Raw genomic sequence first — 20548 nt, 5'->3', positions numbered from 1 at the left:
GCCAAGGGCCTCACGCAGGACGAAGCCCGGACCGCGGGGGCGATCCGGGCTTCGCAGATGGTCCAGCGCGCTGAGCTCGTCGCCTCAGCGCCTGGCGCATCAGTGCTCGTCGTAGTGGTCTCCATGCTCGGCATGCCGGTGACCGTCGTGGACATAGTCCACGTGGTCCTCGTGCTGAACAGCCTCGTGGCCGCAGCCCTCGCCGTGCTGGTGCTCCTCAACAGTGTGCTCTGCTGTCTTGTGGTCGCTCATCACTGGCCTTTCCGGCCGTCAGTCGGCCGCTGTCGTGGGGTCTGACTCCTGGACGTGCGCGACGGCGTCATCGACGATGTGAGACACATGGTCGTCTGCCAGCTGGTAGCTCACACTCTGGCCTCGACGATCGGGCGTCACCAGCCCCGCCTGCTTCAGCGACCGCAGGTGCTGGGAGACCAGCGGCTGGGACAGTCCGGTCGCGGTGACCAGCTCCCCCACCGTCCGGGGCGCCTCCCCGAGCAGCCGCAGCAGCCGCAGCCTCGACTCATTGCCGAGCACCTTGAACAGCTGTGCCGCCTCCGAGAGCCCATGATCATCGCGCACACCCCCACTCCATCAGAGATATCAAGACATTGCAATATATTTATTGAGAGGCAGTCTCGATAACCGGGAGGAGCCCGGCTCAGACCGGGCGCCGCGCCAGCAGCTCCGCCAGGTGGATGCCCTCGACGTCGGCGAGGTCGTCGAGCTGGATCCGGCAGGACATGCCGTCGGCCAGGAAGACCGTCTCCCCGGCCGAGTCCGCGAGCGCCTCCCGGACCGCCGGCAGCAGATGCGTCTCGGCCACCGCCACGCTGACCTCGTAGTGGCCAGCCTCCACCCCGAAGTTCCCGGCCAGGCCGCAGCAGCCGGGCACCGCGGTCACCTGGGCGCCGGCCTGCTCCAGCAGCGCCTGGTCTGCGCGCCATCCGATGACGGCGCGCTGATGGCAGTGCGGCTGGGCGATGACCCGTACGCCGCGGAGATCCGGCAGCTCGATCCGGCCCTCGTCCACGAGCCGATGCACCAGCTCCGCGAAGGTCAGCACCCCGTCCGCCACCGTCTGGGCCTCCGGCCGGTCGGAGAGCTGGACCAGGTCGCTGCGCAGCGTCGCCGTGCAGGAGGGCTCCAGCCCGATCACCGGCACGCCGGACTCCACCGGGCCCAGCAGCGCATCCACGGCCTCGTCCAGCAGCCGGCGAGCCTGGTCCAGCTGGCCGGTGGTGATCCACGGCAGCCCGCAGCAGCCCTTGCGCTGCAGCACCCGCACCTCCAGACCCTGGGACCGCAGGAACTCCAGGGCCGCGAGGCCGGACTGCGGGAAGAAATGGTCCGTGAAGGAGTCCGCCCACACCCAGACGTCCGGGGCGGAGCGAGATCCGCCTCCCTGCTCCCGCCGAGCGGCGGCCCGGCGCAGCGTCTGATGCGCGAAGGCCGGGACGGCCCGACGCGGGTCGATGCCGGCGGTCCACTTCGCCACGGCCGCCAACGGCGGGACCTTCATCATCGCGTTGACCAGCGGCGCCATCGGCGAGGCCAGCCGCGCCCAGAACGGCATCCGCCCCAGGATGTAGTGGGACCGAGGACGCACACGCCGACGGCGCCCGGTGCCGTCGGGCCGAGCTTTCTCGCCGACGTCGTAGGTCTGGTACAGCGCCTCGGACTTGTAGGCGGCCATATCCACCCCGGCCGGGCAGTCCGAGGCGCATCCCTTGCAGGACAGGCACAGATCGAGGGCCTCATGCACGGCCGGGTCCGCCAGCCCGTGCACCAGACTGCCATCCAGGGCCTCTTGGAGGATGCGGCCTCGCCCGCGGGTGGAGTCCTTCTCCTCCTTGGTGGCCAGATAGGAGGGGCACATGACCGACGGCGTCGTCGGAGCCACGCACTTGCCCACCCCGGAGCAGCGGTGGACGGCCGCGCCGAGATCGCCGGCGTCGTGGGTGTGCCGCATCCCCGGCCAGGGAAGCTCTCGGGTCGTCTGGGTGGGCCGCAGGTCCTCGGTGTGCGAGGCCGGGTCGGTGATGATGCCCGGGTTGAGCAGGTTCTCCGGGTCGCAGATCCGCTTGGCCCGGGCGAAGAGGTCCAGGGAGGTCTGGTCGTACATGTACGGCAGCAGCTCGGAGCGCACCCGGCCGTCACCGTGCTCCCCGGAGAGCGAGCCGCCGTAGGCGGCCAGGCGCTCGGCGCAGGTGCGCATGAACTCGGCGAACACCCCAGTGCTGCCGGGGTCGCCGTGGGCGAAGGGGAAGTCGATCCGGCAGTGGATGCAGCCGTCCCCGAAGTGCCCGTAGGGGTAGCCCTGCAGGCCGAAGTCGACCATGAGCTCCTCGAACTCGCGCATCCAGGCGCCCAGGTGCTCGGGCGGGACGGCGGCGTCCTCCCAGCCCGAATGGGCCGGGGTGTCCAGGCTGATCCCGGCCAGCCCGGCGCCGTCCTCGCGGATGCGCCACAGGGCGGCAGCCTGGGCGGCGTCGTCGATCAGTGTGGAGTCCACACAGCCGGAGGCGGTCCGGACGGCGGCGACGACGTCGTCGGCGTCCTCCCCAGCGGCCTCCACGAACAGCCAGCTCTGCCCTTCGGGCAGGGGCGGCACCTGCTTGCCCGCCCCGCGGACGAGTGCCACCAACCGGGAGTCCATGCCTTCACAGGCGATGAGCCGCCCCGGAGCCGCGGCCAACAGCTGCGGCACGGCGTCGGCGGCCTCGGCCACCGAGTGGTAGCCCAGCACGATGAGCAGCCTGCGCGGATGGTCGGCCACCAGGTTCACGGTGGCCTCCAGGACGGTGCCCAACGTGCCCTCCGTGCCGACCAGGAAGCGGTCGAGGCGTCCCCGGTTCTCCGGGAGCAGATGTTCCAGCGAGTACCCGCTGACCTGCCGATCGAAACGGCCGAAGTGCGTGCGCACATGGCCCAGGTCCGTCTCCACCAGACGCAGCAGCTGCTCGGCGGTGGAGCCTGACGATGCGACGCCGGCGCCGAAGGTGCCGACCTCTCCGTTGCCGAACAGCACGGTGGCGGCCTCGACGTTGTCCGCGGTGCGTCCGTAGCCCAGCGCCCGGGAGCCGCAGGCGTTGTTGCCGATCATCCCGCCGATCGTGCACCGGGTGTGGGTGGAGGGGTCAGGGCCGAAGCGCAGCCCGTGGCCCGCCGCGGCCCGCTGCAGCCGCGAGTGGACCACTCCGGGCTCCACCCGAGCGGTGCGCGCCTCGGGGTCGATCCCCAGGATGCGGTCCAGGTCCCGGGTGTCGACGACGACCCCGGGGCCCACCGCGTTGCCGGCGATGGAGGTGCCTGCCCCCCGAAGGGTCACCGGCACCCCGGTGGCCCGGGACACCTCATGGACGGCGTGGAGCTCGTCGACGTGCTGGGGACGGGCCACCACCTGGGGCACCACCCGGTACAGGCTGGCATCGGAGGAATACATGCCGCGGGCCAGGGCGGAGTCGTCGACCCGGCTGACCCCGGCACGACGCAGCTCGGCGGCGATCTCGGCGCCGGCGGCCGTGTCACCCGCCCTGGCTGCGGCGCGGGCGTCGGATGGAACAGTCGAGGTCACGTCGTCGTCTCCTTTCGCCGCCTGGGTCCGAACCTACCGGACTGCGGGCCGCTCGGCGGCCGGATCAGTCCTCCCCGGCACGGGCGAAGGCCAGGAACTCCCCGCGGGCGCCGTCCATCCAGATCGACTGACAGGCTTCGGCCATCACGTCCAGCCCGTCCACCACGGTGGCGAACACGTTGCCCGGCACCCACCCCTGGTCCCCGTTGATGAGCAGGTTGTTCCGCCCGTAGAACAGGGCGAGGTCGATGAGCTCCGCGCGATCCCGCACTCCGGCGGAGGCCTCGTAGCCGTAGCCGGGATTGCCGAGGTCGTCAGAGTCGAAGTGGAACCAGCACACGTCACCGGGGATGGGGGTGACGGTGGTGTTCTCCTTGCCCGGGTCCTGCGCGGAGAAGACCGGCAGCAGGGCATAGATCTCATTGCGGGCGTACTTGCCGTGATAGACCTGCCCGTCCAGCGGGAGCGCGTCCCACACCGCCGCACAGGTCCGGGGCGCGACGTCGTCGAGCAGGCGGGCCGTGCAGCTCACGCCCCGGGTGGTCAGAGTCAGGCTGATGTAGCGGGCCATGGTGCTCTTCGCCTCCTTCTGCGGCTCGTACCGGTCCTCGTCTCAGGCCCCCAGGACTGCGGGCTCCACCGGTCGGACGAACCGCTCCCCGGAGGCCTGCTCATAGGCCCGAGCGGCGCGCAGCACGAGGCGGTCCTGGGTCCTGGCCCCGACGATCTGCAGCCCCACCGGCATGCCGTCGGCAGCCACCCCGCAGGGCACCGACGCCGCCGGCTGCTGGGTCATGTTGAACGGGTAGGTGTAGGGGGTCCAGGAGGTCCACAGGTCGGAGGGCCATCCCTCAGGCGCCTGACGGGTCTTGTCGAAGGCCGTGATCGGCATGGTGGGGGTGACCAGCAGGTCGTAGCGCTCATGGAAGGTCCCCATGCGCACGCCCAGGTCCATCCGGGTCGCCGTCGCGCCGAGATAGTCCAGGGCGCTGGCGTCGCCGTACTGCTCGATGCCGGCCCGCAGGCCCGGGTCCACATGGTCCACCGCACCGGGCCCGAAGGCCTCGAGCACCTTGGCGGCGCCCGTGAACCAGAGGATGTGGAAGTCCTCCACAGGGTCTTCGAAGCCGGGGTCGACCTCGTCGACCACCGCGCCGGCGTCCTGGAGCACGCCCACCGCCTCCGTCACGAGCCGCTCCACCTCCGGATCGTTCTCCCCGAATCCGAGGGTCCGCGAGTAGGCGATGCGCAGCCCGGACACTCCGTCCTCGAGCCCGTCGAGGTAGGAGCCGACGGGACGGGGCAGCGCCGCCCAGTCCCGGGGGTCGAAGCCGGCGATGATGTCCATCAGCAGCGCCGCATCGGTGACGGTGCGCGTCATGGGTCCGGCATGGGCCAGGGTCCCGAAGGGCGAGGCCGGGTACATCGGCACCTGCCCGTAGGTGCCCTTCAGCGCGACCGTCCCGGTGAACGAGGCCGGGATGCGCACGGACCCGCCGGCGTCGGTGCCCACAGCCCAGGGTGCCATGCCGGCGCCGACGGCGGCCGAGGCGCCCCCGGAGGAGCCTCCGGCCGTAGTGCTCGGGTCCCAGGGGTTGCCGGTGGCGCCGCAGCTGATGCTGTCCGTCGTGCCCTTCCAGGCGAACTCCGGAGTGGTCGTCTTGCCCACCAGCACGGCGCCGGCCTCCCGCAGCCGCGCCACACAGGGGGCGTCCACGTCCCACGGGCCGTCCTCGCCGATGAGCGTGGAGCCTTTGTACGTCGGCCACCCGCGGGTGAGGAACATGTCCTTGATGGAGGTCGGCACGCCGTCCCCGGGGCCGAGCGTCTCGCCGGTCTGCCAGCGGCGGGCGGAGGCCTCTGCGGACGACCGGGCCGATTCGGGGTCCACGAGCACGAAGGCGTTGAGGGCGTCGTCGTGCCGCGCGATCTGCTCCAGCACCGCCTCGGTGGCGTCCACCGGGGTGAAATCCCCCGCGCGGTAGCCCGCGATGAGCTCGGCGGCGGTGAGCTCCGCCAGGCTGCGCGTGGTCCGAGTCTCCGTCATGGTGACCTCCTAGGTGCCGGTGGTGGGCGGCGTCGTGCCCCGGGCGGACCCGGGGCGGCGTCAGGACTGCGGGCGGGGCACGTACCCCTTGTGCTTGTCGACGACGTTGTGCAGCTCCTCGCCGTCGAGCCAGCGGCGCGCGTTGTCCAGGAACTGCTCGGCGAGCGCGTCGCGCCAGCCGATGACGTCACCGGACATGTGGGCGGAGATCAGCACATCCTTCCGGTCCCACAGCGGAGAGTCCTCCGGCAGCGGCTCCTGCGCGAAGACGTCGAGCGTGGCGAAGCCCAGAGGCCCGGCCTCCAGAGCGTCCACCAGGGCCGCCTCGTCCAGGGTCTCCCCCCGGCCGATGTTGATCAGGTGCGCCCCGTCGGCGACGGCGCCGAGGACCTCCGCGTCCAGCAGGCCGGTGGTCTGCGGGGTCAGCGGTGCGGCGTTGACGATGATGTCGGCCGTGCCGATGTGCGCGACGAGGTCGTCGCTGGCGATCACCGTGCCGAAGTCGGGGTCCTGCTCGCGCGCCGTGCGTCCTGCGGCGAAGACCTCGACGTCGACGGCACGCAGCAGGGCGGCGATCTCCCGGCCGATGGCCCCGGTGCCGATGACCAGGGCGGTGAGCCCTCCGACACGCTGGGTCTCGCGATGCTCCCAGGTCCTGCGCTGCTGACGCCGCAGACTGCCCGGCATGTCCTTGGCCCGGGCCAGCACCGCGCCGAGCACATATTCGGCGATGGGCCGGTCGAAGATGCCCTGAGCATTGGTGACGACGACGTCCGAGTCCGCCAGCTCGTCGAACATGAGCTTGTCCACGCCGGCCGCGGCCACGTGGATCCACTCCAGGGAGTCCGCGGCGTGCCAGGCGTCGGAGACGGCGCGGGAGAAGAAGTCCCACAGGAAGAGCGCGTCGGCCCCGGGCAACGCGTCGGCGAGTTCGCCGGCGGTCGTGGTGCGGATCTCCGCCCGATCCTCCAGCTCGTCCAGCCCTGGGGGCACGGCGTGCGGGACGTCGTCGTCGGGGCACAGGACGGTGATGATCGGCAGGGACTCCGCCATCCGTCACCTCGCTTCCTCCAGCGGCGTGGTGAGCGACGTCCGCGGATCCGTGATCCGGCAGCTTCGCCCAGATGGTCGCGCGGCCCCTCGGGAAGCCGTCTGACGTGGACCTCCGGATGGCCGCAGGGGACTCTCCCCGGGGTCTTCCCGGGGCGGGGCCCGTGCCGCTATGCTAAGGAGACCTCACGAAGATTGTCAACAATCTTGCAGGAGCTGATCGCACCGTCTCAGATTGGAGCGGCCCATGGCGCTCACCCCCTTCTCCGGACGCGGCCGGACGACTCTCACCGATCACCCCGAGCCTCCCGCAGACCCGGCCGCAGTCCCCTCGGATCTGAGCTCGGACCTCCCCCTGGCCGGCGCTCCCGGAATCGCGCCGGGACTCGTCCCGGAGGGCCACCCGCAGCCCGAGGACGCAGGATCGGGCCGGCAGATGCCGGCGGTCGGCGTCGTCGTCCCCTATGACATGGCCCTGGACCGCGAGCTGCGAGCCTTCACCCATGATGAGCGGGGCGCCGAACAGCTGGACCTGCTGTTCACCCGCACCCGGCATGAGTCGCTGGCCGTCACGGTCAAGCAGGCGCGGGCGATCTCCCGCCCGAAGGCCATCGCCGAATGCGTCCGGGCGGTCTCCGCCGTGGTCCCCTCCGGCTATGTCTACGCCTGCACCTCCGGCAGCTTCGTCCGGGGCCTCTCGGGTGAGCGCACCCTGCTGCGCGCCATGGCCGCCGCCGGCGGAGCCCCCAGCTTCACCACCTCAGGCGCCCTGCTGGCCGCGGTGCGCGCCTTGGGCGCCCGCACCATCGCCGCGGCCACCCCGTACGACGACGCCATCACCGCCCAGTTCGCCGCATTCTTCGCCGAAGCGGGGGTCCACCTCATGAGCAGCTCCAATCTGGGGCTGAACGGCCGCATCTGGGAGGTCCCCGCCGAACGGACCTACCAGCTGGTGCGGCAGGCGGGCTCGGACCAGGCGGACGCCGTCGTGGTGTCCTGCACGAACCTGCCCACCGCCTCGGTGCTGGACCAGCTGGAGCAGGATCTGGGAAAGCCGGTGATCTCGGCGAACCAGGCCACCATCTGGACCGTGCTGCGGCACTTCGGACTGCCGTATCGCGGCCCGGGCCACGCGCTGGCCTCACTGGAACCTGCTCCCCCGAGCCTGACGAAGGAGGCGCCATGAGCGACCACCTGCTGGAGACCCACGCGATCACCGACGTCGACGAGTTCGTCGACACGCGACAGCAGATACCGATCCCAGGCCGCCCCGAGAACCCGACGGTGGGGATCCTATATCCGGGCCATGCCGCGGAGGACGACTATCCGGCCTTCGAGGAGGCCTGCGGCGGAGCGGTCCGGCTCCCGGTGACCCACACCACCATCGGGGTGGATGAGCACACCACCCAGGCCCTGCTGGACACCGGGTCGCCCGCCCGGCTCGCCGAGGGGGCCCAGCGCCTGCTGGCCGAGCATCCCGTGGAGGCCCTCATGTGGGCCTGCACCTCGGGCAGCTTCGTCTACGGGTTCGACGGCACCCACGACCAGACCCGGACGCTGGAGCAGGCCGCGGGGGTGCCGACGTCGTCGACCTCGCTGGCCTACCTGCACGCTCTGCAGACCCTGGGAGTGCGCCGGGTCGCCGTGGCGGCGTCCTATCCTGCCGACCTGGCCGAGCACTTCCAGGACCTCCTGGGGCGCGCGGGCGTCGACGTCGTCGCCTTCGCCTCCCACGGGATCTTCACCGCCGCCGAGGTGGGCCTGATGGGCAGGGAGGACGTGGTGGCGATGATCCGCGCCGTCGATGTGCCGCAGGCCGAGGCGATGCTGGTGCCGGACACCGCCATGCACTCGCTGCGGTGGATCCCGGACCTCGAGGAGTCGCTCGGCAAGCCCGTGCTGACCGCCAACCAGGTCACCGTCTGGGAGGGCCTGCGGCTCACCGGACGGCCGATGCCGGTCCTGCCGCAGCTGGGCTGCTTGGGCGACCCGAACGTCTTGGGCGACCCGAACGCCCTGAGCGTCCCGGACCGACCGGCCGCACCCGGAGGGGGCGGGGCCGACGTCAGCGCCGAATCCTGGGGCGACGCCGTCGACTGGCCCGAGGACTGAGGCCCGGCGGTATCATCATTGTCGACAATCCACGGATCCTGTGATCCCCCTCTCACCACACTGGTCTCACCGCACCGCGCACCATCCGACCCTCACCCCGCTGGAGCCACGATGCCCGCCACCGCAGCCCGATCCGCCGGCCGATTCACCCCCGTGAACAAGGAGTCCACGGCGTCGCTGATCACCCGGCAGCTGCGGGAAGGCATCATGGACGGCTCCCTGCCCGCCGGCAGCCAGCTCTCCGAGGCTCGACTCTCGGCGGCCTTCGGGGTCAGCCGCGGCCCCCTGCGTGAGGCCATGCAGCGCCTCGTGCAGGAGGGCCTGCTGCGCGCGGAGCCGAATCGCGGACTCTTCGTCAAGGAGCTCGACGCCGAGGAGATCCGCGATCTCTACGTGGCGCGCACCGCCGTGGAATCGGCGGCGGCGCTGAAGATCGTGCGTGACGCCGCCACGGAGACGACGCCCCGCGCCGTCGCCCTGCTGCGCGCGACCTGCACCGCGATGCGTCGGGCGGCGACCGCCGGGGACCTCAGTGCCCTCTCGGATGCGGACTTCGACTTCCATGAGGAGCTGGTCACCGCCTCCGGCAGCGCTCGGCTGCGCCGGATGCACGAGACGCTCATGGTGGAGACCCGGATGTGCCTCACCGCCCTGGAGGGGACCTACTACGATCCCGAGGACCAGGTGGACGAGCACCGCCGCATCGCCGACGCGATCGCCGACGGCGACGAGGCCGCCGTCCTCCGCGCGATCGACGATCACATGCATCAGGCCCTCGAGCGCCTCATCCGCGGCGGCGAGGCCGACACACGAGGCTGAGCCTCAGCGGCTGAGGTTCTTGAACTGCCGGACCGCCAGCGGCAGGAAGATCAGCATGATCACCGCCGGCCAGATCACGGCACCGGCCACGGCATGGCCGTCGATCCAGTAGGCGGGCTCCAGATGCTGCATCCCCGGGGTCTCGAAGAGCTCGCGGATGGCGGCCGCCGTCGAGGACACCGGGTTCCAGGCCGCGATGGCCCCGAGCCAGCCGGGCATCATCTCCGGCGGGGCGAACACCGAGGAGATGAACCCCAGAGGGAAGGCCACGGCGAACAGCATGCCCGCGGTCTCCGTGTTCCGGATGCACAGCCCCAGGTAGATGCCGACGAAGATCAGTGCGAGGCGCAGCCACAGCAGCAGCGCGAACGCCAGCAGCGTGGCCCCGAGGCTGCCGCCGGCGCGCCACCCGATCAGCAGGGCGACCCCGACGATGACGGCCAGGTCGATCGCCGCGCGGATCACATCCGAGACCGCCCGCCCGGTGACGGGTGCCGAGGAGGCCATGGGCATGGACCGGAAGCGGTCCATGAACCCCTTCTCCTTGTTGTGGGTGACCGCATAGGCGGTGTCCATGAAGCCGAAGGCCATGGTCATGGCGAACATCCCTGGCATGGCGAAGTCCACATACCCCTCCCCCGCGCCCTGCCCGGTCACGTCCATGGCGGAACCGAAGACGTAGACGAACATCAGCACCATCACCACCGGGAAGCCGATCTGCCAGGCGAAGGTGCTGGGCTGGCGCACCAGGTGGGTGAACTCCTGCAGGACGATCGTCCAGCAGTCACGGGCCGCCCAGAGCAGCCCGGCGCCGGGCTGGGCCGTCGGGGCCGTCGCGGAGCCGAGGGAGTGTCTGCCAGTGCGTCCGTTGCGGCGGCCGTCGTGGTGAGTCGTCGTCGTCATCGGGTCTCCTCCTGTGCGGCACCCGTTCGGGAGGTCAGGTGCAGGAATGCCTCATCCAGCGTGGGGCGGCGCAGACCGATGTCGGCGACCTCGATGCCCTGGGCTCTGATCTCCACCGCCACGGTGGTCAGGGCGGCCACGCCGTCGGGCACCGGGACGCTGAGCGTCGCGGCGTCCTCGTCCAGGGCGGGGTCTGCGCCGGTCGCCTGCCGGACGAGCTCGGCCAGCCCGGCCAGGTCGGCGGGATCGACCGCGACGACGTCGAGCCGCTCGTCCCCGATCCGACGCTTGAGCCCGGCCGGTGTGTCCTCGATGATGTTCCGTCCGTGGTCGATCAGGCTGATCCGGTCGCACAGCTTGTCCGCTTCGTCCAGATAGTGCGTGGTCAGCAGAACGGTGGTCCCCTGGGAGGTGAGGTTCCGCACCGCCTCCCACACCTCCCGGCGCCCGGCGGGGTCGAGGCCCGTGGTGGGTTCGTCGAGGAACATCACCTGCGGCGCCAGGATCATCGACGCCGCGAGGTCCAGCCGCCGCCGCATCCCGCCGGAGAACTTCTTGGGAGAGCGACCGGCGGCCTCGGTGAGTCCGAAGATCTCCAGCAGCTCGTCCGCCCGCCGGCGCGCGTCAGCCTTGCTGAGCCGGAACAGTCGACCGAACATCGTCAGGTTCTGCCGGGCGGTCATCAGGTCGTCCACCGCGGTCTGCTGTCCGGTCAGACCGATGCTGCGGCGCACCTCGCGTGGCTGAGCGACGACGTCATGCCCGGCCACCCGGGCCTCGCCGCCGTCGGGATCCGTCAGGGTGGCCAGCACCCGGACCGTGGTCGTCTTTCCCGCCCCGTTGGGGCCGAGCAGCCCGTGCACCGTCCCACGGGGCACAGCCAGGTCGACGCCGTCGAGCGCCACCTTGTCCTTGTATCGCTTCGTAAGACCCACGGTCTCCACGGCGAGCTCCTGTGCCGTCATCCCACGCCACCCCTTCTTCGTACACTGAACGCAACAAATGTAGCGTACGCCGTGCGCAGTCATCAAGGGCGGTTAGGCTGAGGCCACCATGAATGCTGAGAATCCTGTCCGGAAGAGCCTGCAGCTGCTCTGGTACGGCCTGCCGGATCCCAAGAAGGGCCCGAAGCCGACGCTGACGCTGGAGCAGATCGTCCGCACCGCGATCGGCCTTGCCGACTCCGAGGGCCTCGACGCCCTGTCCATGCGGAAGCTGGCCCAGCGGCTCGACGTCGGCACCATGTCCCTCTACCGATACGTCCCCTCCAAGACTGAGCTGCTGAATCTCATGCTGGACGCGGTCAGCGGACCCACGCATCTGCGCCGCACCACCTTCGATGCCGGGTGGCGCGTCGGACTGGAGGGGGTCGGCCACGGCGGACGGCAGCAGTACCTGGCGCACCCGTGGCTGCTGCAGGTCAACTGGACACGGCCCGTGCTGGGACCCAACAGCGTGGCCGACATGGAGCTGATCATGACGGGCCTGAAGGACCTGCCGCTCTCCGACCGGGAGAAGATGCACGTGGTGGTCGCTTTGGACTCCTACGTCACCGGCGCGGTGCGGCAGGAGATCCTCTCCCAGCGCGCCGCCGCGGAGAGCGGCATGACCGATGAGGAGTTCTGGGAGGCCCAGGCACCGTTCCTCTACGAGATCTTCGACACCGGCCGCTACCCCACGATGGCCTCCCTCTCGGAGGACACCTTCGCGGGCACCTGGGAGGAGAGCTTTGACTTCGGCCTGAGGCTGCTGCTCGACGGCATCGAACAGCAGCTCGCCCGGCGGGCGGAGTCGCCCGACACAGCGGACACGCCGTTCTGAACCGGCGGCCCGCCCGCCTGCGTCATCGGAACCGGACTGGCTACTCCGCGGCCTCCGTGCCGCCGGACTGACGGGCGCCCAGCTGCTCGTCCAGCTTCAGCAGTCCCGGGCCGTCGTCTCCGATCAGCCGGATCTTGCCGATCAGCTCGGAGACGGTGGCCTCCTCCTCGAGCTGCTCGTCGATGAAGGAGTTGAGCAGCGGCAGGGCGTCGATGTCACCCTCCTGCTGCGCCAGCCGGTACAGGTTCCGGATCGACTCCGAGACCTTCTGCTCATGCGCGAGCGAGGCCTCGAAGGCCTCCTGCACCGTGCCCGCGGTCGCCGCGACGGCAGGCACCGCCTGGATGCGCGGGTGGGCGTCCCGGTCGGTCATGTGATCGATGAAGCGATTGGCGTGCACGACCTCCTCATCGGCCTGCGCCCGGAACCACGACGCCATACCGGGCAGGTCGAGCATGTCCATCTCGATGGCGAGCTGGCGGTAGACCAGCGAAGCCTCCAGCTCCAGAGTGACCTGGTCGTTGAAGGCCGCCTCGAGCGCGCCGGTGAGCTGTGCCATGGTGAGAACACTCCTCGTCTCGGATCTCTGGCGGCCGCCGGGTGCCGGGGCCGCCTCTGATGCCACTGTAGCCACCGGGAGCCGCGCTGACCACGCAGGAGAGGCAGGCCTCACCTGGAACGATCGGCCCGCCGTCGTCATCGGAGAGCATCGCATCATGCCTGGAAGGACACATGTGACTGCGCCGCGAGCCTCTGGTCAGGGGCTCACCGGCTGACTAGTCTGATCTGCATGGAGTTCAGGTATCTCGGCCACAGCGGCCTCAAGGTCTCATCAGTCACGTACGGCAATTGGATCACCCACGGCTCGCAGGTCGAGAACGACATGGCGACCCAGTGCGTGCACGCCGCGCTCGACGCCGGCATCACCACCTTCGACACTGCGGACGTCTATGCCAACACCGTCGCAGAACAGGTCCTCGGCGACGCGCTGGCCGGCCAGCGCCGCGAATCCCTGGAGATCTTCACGAAGGTCTACTTCCCCACGGGCCCCAAGGGACACAACGACACTGGACTCTCCCGGAAGCACATCATGGAGTCCATCGACGGCTCCCTGAGCCGTCTCGGCACAGACTATGTGGACCTCTACCAGGCTCACCGCTACGACGTCGAGACTCCGCTGGAGGAGACGATGCAGGCGTTCGCCGACATCGTCCGGCAGGGCAAGGCACTCTACATCGGCGTCAGCGAGTGGACGGCGGAGCAGCTGCGCGCCGGCCACGCCCTGGCCAAGGAGCTGGGCTTCCAGCTGATCTCGAACCAGCCGCAGTACAACATGCTCTGGCGCGTCATCGAGTCTGACGTCGTGCCGACCTCCGAGGAGCTGGGCATCTCCCAGATCGTCTGGTCGCCCATCGCCCAGGGCGTACTCACCGGCAAGTACGTACCGGGTCAGCCGTTGCCGGAGGGATCCCGCGCCACCGACGAGCAGGGTGGTGCGCAGTTCATCCAGCGGTATCTGGACGACGAGATCCTGCACGCGGTGCAGAAGCTCAAGCCGATCGCCGACGAGCTCGGGCTCACGCTCGCCCAGCTCTCCATCGCGTGGGTCCTGCAGAACCAGAATGTGGCGTCTGCGCTGGTGGGGGCCTCCCGGCCGGAGCAGATCGCTTCGAACGTCGCCGCCGCCGGGGTCACCCTGGACGGTTCGGTCATGGAGGCCATCGACTCGGTCATCGGGCACCTCGCCCAGGACGACCCGGCGCTGACCACCTCCCCCGAGGCTCGCCTGACCTGACGCTCAGCACCTGAGGCTCAGCGCCCGGGACGATGCCCGGGAAGATCACGGCCACCGTGATCTTCCCGGGCATCTCTGCGTCCCAGAGGGCCGCCCTGCCGGGAGCTCCTCCAGAGGGCACGCCGGGCGCGACGACGTCGGAGAGGCATCGCCCCAGCTCAGACGCCTCAGACTGCGGCAGTGACCAAATCGTTATGGAACTGTGGTGATTCTGCGTAGACTGTGGACCCTGACATCCCATCCCCGGGTGAAAGGTGATCCGGCGTGAGCAACGCAACCGACGTCGGGCGGCATCCCCGCCTGACTGCCGCACTGTGCGGGAGCGCCCTGGCAGGCGTCCTGCTGCTGTGCGGCGCCGGCCCTGCGGCCGCCTCCAGCCAGGAGCCCGAGCCCAGCGAGTCCCAGAACGAGGCCGCCTCCAGTTCCGCCTCCCCCGACGAGGACGAGACGCAGGACGACGCCGGTTCAGACGACGACTCAGGAACCGATTCCGACTCTGACTCCGAGGACGCCGACTCCGAGGACGCCGACTCCGAGGAGGCAGGCGACGAGTCCACGGATGACGAGGCCGACGGGGAGGAGGAAGACGACCGGACCCCGGAGACCGAGGATCCCGAGTCTGAGGACCCCGAGTCCGAGGAACCCGAGTCCGAGGAACCTGAGTCCGAAGCCCCAGAGTCCGAGGATCCTGACGAGCCGGGCGACGAGTCCACGGTCGAGCCGACCGACCCCGGCACGACGCCGGAGCCGGACCCCACGCCCGAGCCCGAGCCCACTCCGGATCCGGGCGAGACGGACGAGGGGACGCCGTCCCCTGAGCCGAGTCCGGACCCGGAGGACCTGCAGGCCACCTGCACCTCGGCCACCGGCTACCCCGGAGAGGTCCTGACCTTCGAAGTCAGTGTCAACGCCTCTGACGCCCGCATCACCTCGGTGAGCTCCGGAATCCGCGGAGGCAGCTCCTGGCATGAGGGCATGACGGTCCACTATCTGCTGGAGCGTGAGGTCTCCTCGATCACCCAGGACACCGTCACCGTGCAGGTGGAGGCCGAGGACGGACGCACCGCCAGCTGCTCAAGCACGTTCACGCTGTACCCGAACGCCGTGGACGAGACTCCCGGGCAGGAGGACAGCCCGGAGAGTGACACCGACCCGACCGCTGACCCCGACCCGACGCAGGAGGTGGACCGCACCAGCGCGCCCAGCCCTGCCGAAGTGCCCTCGGTCCCCGGGGCGCCGTCGGCTCCGGACCCCGCTCCGGAGGGCCGGCCGACGGGCCAGGACAGCGCCGACGAGTCCAGCGAGGGCGAGTCCAGCGAGGACGACGGCGTCGAGGACCGCCCGAGCTTCAGCCCGCGTCCCCTGGTCCCCGGCGCGCCCGATCGCGACCTCAGCGACAGCGCCACCACGCAGCCCTCCGCAGAGGAGACGGGTGCTGGCGAGACGGGAGCGGACGACGAGGACGACGGCGACGGACTGGCTTCGACCGGTGCCGCCCCGCATGCCCTCACCGCCGGAGCACTGGGAGTCGCCGCCCTCGGGGCCGGCTCCCTGGCCGTCTGGACGGCACACCGACGCGGTCAGCTCAGCCGGAGGCACTGAGCGCGGACTGGTCCCACTCGTCCCCGGCAGGATCAGCGGCGGGGTCAGCGGCGGCGGATCGCCCGCCAGGCGGGGGCGTCGACGCTGAATGCACCGGGCCCGGTGAAGACCAGGGCGAGCCCGAGGACGGCGTAGAGCACCATGAACTCCACCGGGTTGCCCAGGAGGAGCAGGAACGGCTCATTCCACCCGTGCACGCTGACGAAGACGGTACCTCGGTCGAGCAGCAGGAACGCCGCCATGCCCGAGAGCAGCGCGAGCACAGCGGCCGCGACCCGCGTCATCAGCCCCAGCGTCAGCAGTGCGCCGCCGATGATCTCTGTGAACACCATGGCAGCCCCGAGATGTTCGGCGAAGGGGACGGCGAGCCCGGCGACATACTCGCTCGAGCCGTCCACACCGAGCCAGGTGGCCTTGCGCAGGCCGCCGACCAGCAGGAGGATGCCCGCCGCGAGGCGGAGCAGGAGAAGACCGAGATCGATGCTGAAGACATTCCGCATGACACCACTCTGACACCTGGTCAGAGCTGATCCGCGGTTCACCACACGTTCGGCGCCGGCTTCCTGCTCGAAGGCAGTGCCGCTGACTCCCGCCACCGGCGCAGCTCCTCGCCGACGTCCAGGTCGGCGGGGGTCTCATGACCGAGGCCGCGGATCTCATCCAGGATCTGCTCGTTGGTCACCGGTCCGGAGCCGGACAGCAGTCGCGCAGCGATATGGGCGCGGACGTAGATCTCGCCGTCGACGACGACGCGCTGCTCGAAGTAGATGCTCTTCTCATCCATGCCGAGCATGCGCGTGTGGATCTCGAAGCGGGTCAGGAAGGTGACCGACTTGCGGAAGGTGATCTGCTCCGCCTGGACCACCGGCGACCACCCGAGCTCACGCATACGCCGCCATAGACCTGCCCGCGCCATGAGGTCGAAGCGGCCGAGGTCGAACAGCGAGAAGTACTGCCCGTTGTTGATGTGCATGGCGATGTCGATGTCCGTGGGCAGCGCGCGCAGCGTGACCGTGGAGGTCTCCCAGGGCGAGAGCGGCGGGCGGCGACGAGCGCGCAGCAGGGTCAGGAGGGTGCGGAAGATCACATGCATGGCATCCAGTCTGCCACAGAACCTACTTATCAGTAATCAGCGGTGTCGGGGTCGCTCGTCCTCGCCGGAGCGCCGTCATCCTGAGCATCCCCTCCAGCTTCATCCCGCGCCTCCTCGTCGGGCGGGCCGTCGGATGGACCGTCGACGGGTCGTGGGGGCTCAGCCGGACGCAGGACGTAGCCCGCACCGCGAACCGTGTGGATCATGCGGGGCATGTCCGCTTCGATCTTCTTCCGCACATACGAGATGTAGAGCTCCACGATGTTCGCCTGGCCGGCGAACTCGTACTCCCACACCTGCTGGAGGATCTCCGTCTTCGGCAGCACCGTGCGGGCGTGACGCATCAGCAGCCGCAGCAGGCGGAACTCGGTGTCGGAGAGGTCGATGTCCTTCTCTCCGCGCCGGACGGTGCGTGCCGCGGTGTCCATCTGCAGGTCTCCCACCACCAGCCGCTCACCTTCGCGACGCTCCGGCAGCCGCCCGGTGAGGAAGTGCAGACGCCGCAGCGACTCCTCGACGTCGATCCGAGACGCCATGTGGTCGTCCACGGGTTCGCACAGCGCCGTCACCGCGGCGAACTCCACGTCGGCGTCGAACCACACCAGGGCCGCGGCGTCCTCCATGAGCCGACGCAGCTCGGGCACGGTCTCTTCCACCCCCGGGATCCGTCGGCTGGACCGGGCGTCCACCACAAGAAGCTGTGGCTGCTCCTCTGTGATGAGGTGCCGGGCCGAGTCCGGGGTGGGCGCGTGGAGCACCTTCACGTCCAGGCCTCTGAGGCGCTGCGTCAGCTCGGAGACCGCCGGAGAGGGGCCGGCGAGGATCAGCACCGGCGAGGAGATATGCGGCTCTGGCGCGTCGGCACCCTCGCGCACGGGGGCCTCCTCGCGCTCTGCCTCCACAGCGTCCTCCGTCCGGCGATCACTCGGCGTGGACGCCGCGCGCATGTCGGCGGCGCCGCGCACGGCGAGATCCAGCGTGTGTCCAGACAGCTAAGATAGCCCACATCTGTGCCGTCCGACACCCTGAAGGAACCGAACGACGAGCGGAACTCCGCCGACATCGTCCCTGGTGAGCGTCGCGTCGGGCGGCGAACGACAGGGGTTTCCGCCATAGTGTCCCTCGCTGTCGGCGCGGCCCTGCTCAGGTGAGCAGGTGGACGAGCGTCCCGATCAGAAAGCTGGACACTGCGAGGCCGGCGAGGCCGAACTCCACCAGGATGCCCAGCCCCATGGCACGCAGCGCGGCAAGGCTGGCCTGCGCGGCAGCCTGCCAGTCACGGTCGCGCCGGATGAACTCGGCGCCGAAGAGTCCCAACGCGAAGCCGAGGAAGAGACCCAACGGAGGCAGCATGACCATCCCGACGAGGGCCGCCACGACGCCGACGAGGATGGGGCCACGGGGAATCCGTTCACGGTGCAGCGCCCGTCCGGTGAGCACCGTGGACGCCGCCCAGCCAGCCGTGGCCAGCACCATGCCGATCACCGCAGCCGTCCAGACCGCAGGCCCTCCCAGCAGCACCGCCCACGCCAGGAGGGTGACGATGATCAGCAGACTGCCCGGCAGCACCGGGAGCACCACTCCGGCCATGGCGACCAGCAGCAGGACGAAGGCCACCCCGGTGGCGACACCTTCCGCGACGAGTCCTTCGAGCATGACTACAGCCTGCCACACGGCGCCGCCGCACCGACCACACTGACGCGTGCGCGACGTGGCCGGAGCCCTCTCCCCCGGAATGACGCGGATCCAGGGACCATGTCGACAGGTGACGCCGGCACTTGGCAGGACCTCACGCCGGGCCATAACCTTGTGAAGCCCGGGGCCACCTCCCCCAGGCCGGCGGACTGCGGCACCAGCGCCCGGATCAGCCGACGACGACGTCGTCCGGTCCACTCCCGCGCCGCACCTCAGCCCGACTCCGCCGCCCAGACCACCAGCGACCGCAGCCTCACAAGGGAGGCGGAGCAAGGAGACCAGATGATCATCGGAGTCCCGACCGAAGTCAAGAACAACGAGTTCCGCGTGGCGCTGACGCCTGCCGGCGCCGTCGACCTCACCCGCCGCGGGCACACCGTGCTGATCCAGGCTGGGGCCGGGGAAGGTTCAGGGTTCTCCGACGAGGACTACCGCGGTGCCGGCGCCGAGCTGGCGCCCGACGTCGACGACGTCTGGGGTCGGGCCGAGCTGGTGCTGAAGGTCAAGGAGCCGCAGCCCGAGGAGTTCCTCCGCATGCGTCAGGGTCAGGTGCTGTTCACGTATCTGCACCTGGCCGCGGAGCCGGCGTGCGCCGCCGCCCTGAAGGAGCGCGGCGTCACCGCCATCGCGTATGAGACCGTCACCGGCCCCACCGGCCTGCCGCTGCTGGCGCCGATGAGCGAGGTGGCCGGGCGCCTCTCGGCACAGGTGGGCGCCTACCACCTGATGCATTCCCAGGGCGGCTCCGGGCTGCTGATCGGTGGCGTGCCCGGCGCACGCCCGGCGAAGGTCGTCGTCATCGGCGGCGGAAAGGCCGGCGAGCAGGCGGCCATCACGGCTCATGGCATGGGCGCGGACGTGACGGTCATCGACCTGAACCTGGACCGCCTGCGCGAGCTCTCTGCCATGTCCGGCCGCGGGCTGACCACTCTGGCCTCGAACACCCTGACCATCGCGGAGGAGGTCGCCGCGGCAGACCTGGTGATCGGCTCGGTGCTCATTCCGGGTGCCTCCGCCCCCAAGCTCGTGACCAAGGACATGGTCTCCCAGATGCGGCCCGGCTCGGTCCTGGTGGACATCGCCATCGACCAGGGCGGCTGCTTCGAGGGCTCCCGCCCCACCACGCACGCCGATCCGACGTTCCCCGTCGGCGAGCAGATCTACTACTGCGTGGCGAACATGCCCGGCGCTGTGCCCCACACCTCCACCGCCGCCCTGACCAACGCCACCCTGCCGTATATCTTCCGCCTGGCGGACAAGGGCTGGAAGCAGGCGCTGGCCGATGATCCGCACCTGGCGGCCGGCCTGAACGTCCACGACGGACGGCTCACCCACGCTCCGGTGGCCCACGCCCTGGGCGAGGAGGCGCTCCCGCTGGAGACCGCCCTGGCCTGAATCTCACCTCTGAGGCACCTCGAGCGGGGTCCCGTCGACGTCGGCGCCATTGTCGCCGACAGATCGTCGGGGCCCCGCTCGAGTCGTTCTGCGGCCGAGGCTGGGGTCGGATCTGACCGTGCGTTTTGGCCGGCTGGTCCCGCTCCTCCGGGATGTGTCAGAGGGTTCCGGAAGACTGAGCAGCACCAGGAGGAGCCGGGGAAGGACCCCCGCGAGAGGGCAGCCGGGACGGGCTCCCCCGCAGGGGCGGCAGAGACGGGCACCCCGGCAGAGACGTCAGAGGAGGTGGATAGCGTGGGAGACATGGAAGACCAGGACGGGGTGAACCAGCACCCAGACCAGCACAGCCAGCACGGCGACGACTCTCGTGCCGATCACGCTGCTGCTGGTTCTGGTGATGCTGGCTCCGTGTTCTGGCCCGCCCGAGCCGCGCACCTGGCCCAAGAACCAGAACTCTCCCACGCCCGAGCACTGATCATCACCACCCGCCAGACCGAAGCCCAAGCCCTCACCGGACTGCTGGACTACCAAGACCGCAGAGCCCGAGAAGCTGACGCCGCCGAACTCGACCATCACACCCGCCGCGCCCTGCGGGAGGCCGCCACCGGTGACACCGCCCACATCCTCGGAGTCAGCGAACAG

General features: G+C 70.2%; 21 protein-coding genes. 8 read left to right on the top strand and 13 right to left on the bottom strand.

The features are described from left to right. Positions 1–99: 99 nt before the first annotated feature. From SD455_RS09590 to SD455_RS09565, 6 genes are all read right to left on the bottom strand, one after another. Positions 100–252: a zinc transporter permease gene (locus SD455_RS09590; RefSeq protein WP_445507946.1), complete on the bottom strand. Its 153-nt coding sequence runs from the start codon at positions 250–252 to the stop codon at positions 100–102. Positions 253–270: 18 nt separating this feature from the next. Further along, on the bottom strand, positions 271–579 hold the full coding sequence (locus SD455_RS09585; RefSeq protein WP_445507945.1) for an ArsR/SmtB family transcription factor: 309 nt from the start codon (positions 577–579) through the stop codon (positions 271–273). Between the two features lie 79 nt (positions 580–658). Then, complete coding sequence (locus tag SD455_RS09580; protein ID WP_445507944.1) at positions 659–3574, bottom strand: FAD-binding and (Fe-S)-binding domain-containing protein; 2916 nt, start codon at positions 3572–3574, stop codon at positions 659–661. 64 nt (positions 3575–3638) lie between these two features. Next, complete coding sequence (locus SD455_RS09575; protein ID WP_344680594.1) at positions 3639–4145, bottom strand: DUF3830 family protein; 507 nt, start codon at positions 4143–4145, stop codon at positions 3639–3641. Between the two features lie 42 nt (positions 4146–4187). Then, positions 4188–5621 (bottom strand): amidase, encoded by a 1434-nt coding sequence (locus tag SD455_RS09570; RefSeq protein ID WP_445507943.1) that lies wholly within the window; start codon positions 5619–5621, stop codon positions 4188–4190. Positions 5622–5681: 60 nt separating this feature from the next. Beyond that, on the bottom strand, positions 5682–6674 hold the full coding sequence (locus SD455_RS09565; protein WP_445507942.1) for a D-2-hydroxyacid dehydrogenase: 993 nt from the start codon (positions 6672–6674) through the stop codon (positions 5682–5684). A 244-nt stretch (positions 6675–6918) separates the two neighbouring features. Here SD455_RS09565 and SD455_RS09560 point away from each other — a divergent pair, with 244 nt between their 5' ends. From SD455_RS09560 to SD455_RS09550, 3 genes are all read left to right on the top strand, one after another. After that, positions 6919–7857 carry a maleate cis-trans isomerase family protein gene (locus tag SD455_RS09560; protein ID WP_445507941.1) on the top strand — a complete coding sequence of 313 codons (939 nt, stop codon included), beginning with the start codon at positions 6919–6921 and terminating at the stop codon, positions 7855–7857. Continuing rightward, positions 7854–8783: a maleate cis-trans isomerase family protein gene (locus SD455_RS09555; protein WP_070160972.1), complete on the top strand. Its 930-nt coding sequence runs from the start codon at positions 7854–7856 to the stop codon at positions 8781–8783. Before SD455_RS09560 ends, SD455_RS09555 begins: the two co-directional genes overlap by 4 nt. A 111-nt stretch (positions 8784–8894) precedes the next feature. Then, positions 8895–9602 carry a GntR family transcriptional regulator gene (locus tag SD455_RS09550; protein ID WP_237090113.1) on the top strand — a complete coding sequence of 236 codons (708 nt, stop codon included), beginning with the start codon at positions 8895–8897 and terminating at the stop codon, positions 9600–9602. Positions 9603–9605: 3 nt separating this feature from the next. Here the strand turns inward: SD455_RS09550 and SD455_RS09545 are convergent, their stop codons facing one another. Further along, positions 9606–10505 carry an ABC transporter permease gene (locus SD455_RS09545; protein WP_311025428.1) on the bottom strand — a complete coding sequence of 300 codons (900 nt, stop codon included), beginning with the start codon at positions 10503–10505 and terminating at the stop codon, positions 9606–9608. Then, entirely contained in the window at positions 10502–11470 is a 969-nt protein-coding gene (locus tag SD455_RS09540) for an ATP-binding cassette domain-containing protein (RefSeq protein ID WP_070160970.1), read from the bottom strand. Before SD455_RS09540 ends, SD455_RS09545 begins: the two co-directional genes overlap by 4 nt. Before the next feature lie 88 nt (positions 11471–11558). Here SD455_RS09540 and SD455_RS09535 point away from each other — a divergent pair, with 88 nt between their 5' ends. Then, positions 11559–12326, top strand: coding sequence for a TetR/AcrR family transcriptional regulator (locus SD455_RS09535; protein ID WP_070160968.1), 768 nt, complete (start codon positions 11559–11561; stop codon positions 12324–12326). Between the two features lie 40 nt (positions 12327–12366). On the opposite strand, the gene SD455_RS09530 is transcribed toward SD455_RS09535, so the two are convergent. Beyond that, positions 12367–12885, bottom strand: a complete 519-nt coding sequence (locus SD455_RS09530; RefSeq protein ID WP_085437709.1) for a ferritin — start codon at positions 12883–12885, stop codon at positions 12367–12369. A 231-nt stretch (positions 12886–13116) separates the two neighbouring features. Between SD455_RS09530 and SD455_RS09525 the strand changes: the two genes are divergently transcribed. Then, complete coding sequence (locus SD455_RS09525; RefSeq protein WP_070160966.1) at positions 13117–14121, top strand: aldo/keto reductase family protein; 1005 nt, start codon at positions 13117–13119, stop codon at positions 14119–14121. Positions 14122–14385: 264 nt separating this feature from the next. Then, positions 14386–15723: a hypothetical protein gene (locus SD455_RS09520; protein WP_445507940.1), complete on the top strand. Its 1338-nt coding sequence runs from the start codon at positions 14386–14388 to the stop codon at positions 15721–15723. Positions 15724–15767: 44 nt separating this feature from the next. Here SD455_RS09520 and SD455_RS09515 read toward each other — a convergent pair whose 3' ends face one another. The 4 genes from SD455_RS09515 to SD455_RS09500 all read right to left on the bottom strand — a co-directional run bounded on the left by SD455_RS09515 (position 15768) and on the right by SD455_RS09500 (position 18472). Next, positions 15768–16223: a DoxX family protein gene (locus SD455_RS09515; RefSeq protein WP_139827757.1), complete on the bottom strand. Its 456-nt coding sequence runs from the start codon at positions 16221–16223 to the stop codon at positions 15768–15770. 38 nt (positions 16224–16261) lie between these two features. Beyond that, positions 16262–16816, bottom strand: coding sequence for an acyl-CoA thioesterase (locus tag SD455_RS09510; protein ID WP_070160960.1), 555 nt, complete (start codon positions 16814–16816; stop codon positions 16262–16264). 29 nt (positions 16817–16845) lie between these two features. Then, positions 16846–17718: a winged helix-turn-helix transcriptional regulator gene (locus SD455_RS09505; protein WP_237090114.1), complete on the bottom strand. Its 873-nt coding sequence runs from the start codon at positions 17716–17718 to the stop codon at positions 16846–16848. Between the two features lie 241 nt (positions 17719–17959). Further along, a complete protein-coding gene (locus SD455_RS09500) occupies positions 17960–18472 on the bottom strand; it encodes a DUF456 domain-containing protein (protein WP_070160956.1) in 513 nt (170 codons plus the stop codon). A 321-nt stretch (positions 18473–18793) separates the two neighbouring features. Between SD455_RS09500 and ald the strand changes: the two genes are divergently transcribed. Together ald and SD455_RS09490 are read left to right on the top strand one after the other, a co-directional pair. Next, the gene (gene ald / locus SD455_RS09495; RefSeq protein ID WP_445507939.1) at positions 18794–19906 is read left to right on the top strand and encodes an alanine dehydrogenase; all 1113 of its coding nucleotides are present in this window, start codon (positions 18794–18796) and stop codon (positions 19904–19906) included. A gap of 303 nt (positions 19907–20209) precedes the next feature. Then, on the top strand, positions 20210–20548 hold a 339-nt coding region (locus SD455_RS09490; protein ID WP_445507938.1), incomplete at its 3' end, for a hypothetical protein.

The organism is Nesterenkonia sp. K-15-9-6, from assembly GCF_052656005.1.
The sequence above is the reverse complement of the archived record's forward strand: the minus strand, read 5'-3'. Positions and strand labels throughout refer to the sequence as shown.

Coding starts and splice junctions, on each gene's coding strand:
- SD455_RS09555 (WP_070160972.1), top strand. CDS start 7,854: ATGAGCGACCACCTGCTGGAGACCCACGCGATCACCGACGTCGACGAG.
- SD455_RS09530 (WP_085437709.1), bottom strand. CDS start 12,885: ATGGCACAGCTCACCGGCGCGCTCGAGGCGGCCTTCAACGACCAGGTC.
- SD455_RS09550 (WP_237090113.1), top strand. CDS start 8,895: ATGCCCGCCACCGCAGCCCGATCCGCCGGCCGATTCACCCCCGTGAAC.
- SD455_RS09565 (WP_445507942.1), bottom strand. CDS start 6,674: ATGGCGGAGTCCCTGCCGATCATCACCGTCCTGTGCCCCGACGACGAC.
- SD455_RS09525 (WP_070160966.1), top strand. CDS start 13,117: ATGGAGTTCAGGTATCTCGGCCACAGCGGCCTCAAGGTCTCATCAGTC.
- SD455_RS09570 (WP_445507943.1), bottom strand. CDS start 5,621: ATGACGGAGACTCGGACCACGCGCAGCCTGGCGGAGCTCACCGCCGCC.
- SD455_RS09545 (WP_311025428.1), bottom strand. CDS start 10,505: ATGACGACGACGACTCACCACGACGGCCGCCGCAACGGACGCACTGGC.
- SD455_RS09500 (WP_070160956.1), bottom strand. CDS start 18,472: ATGCTCGAAGGACTCGTCGCGGAAGGTGTCGCCACCGGGGTGGCCTTC.
- SD455_RS09540 (WP_070160970.1), bottom strand. CDS start 11,470: ATGACGGCACAGGAGCTCGCCGTGGAGACCGTGGGTCTTACGAAGCGA.
- SD455_RS09515 (WP_139827757.1), bottom strand. CDS start 16,223: ATGCGGAATGTCTTCAGCATCGATCTCGGTCTTCTCCTGCTCCGCCTC.
- SD455_RS09510 (WP_070160960.1), bottom strand. CDS start 16,816: ATGCATGTGATCTTCCGCACCCTCCTGACCCTGCTGCGCGCTCGTCGC.
- ald (WP_445507939.1), top strand. CDS start 18,794: ATGATCATCGGAGTCCCGACCGAAGTCAAGAACAACGAGTTCCGCGTG.
- SD455_RS09590 (WP_445507946.1), bottom strand. CDS start 252: ATGAGCGACCACAAGACAGCAGAGCACACTGTTGAGGAGCACCAGCAC.
- SD455_RS09535 (WP_070160968.1), top strand. CDS start 11,559: ATGAATGCTGAGAATCCTGTCCGGAAGAGCCTGCAGCTGCTCTGGTAC.
- SD455_RS09575 (WP_344680594.1), bottom strand. CDS start 4,145: ATGGCCCGCTACATCAGCCTGACTCTGACCACCCGGGGCGTGAGCTGC.
- SD455_RS09560 (WP_445507941.1), top strand. CDS start 6,919: ATGGCGCTCACCCCCTTCTCCGGACGCGGCCGGACGACTCTCACCGAT.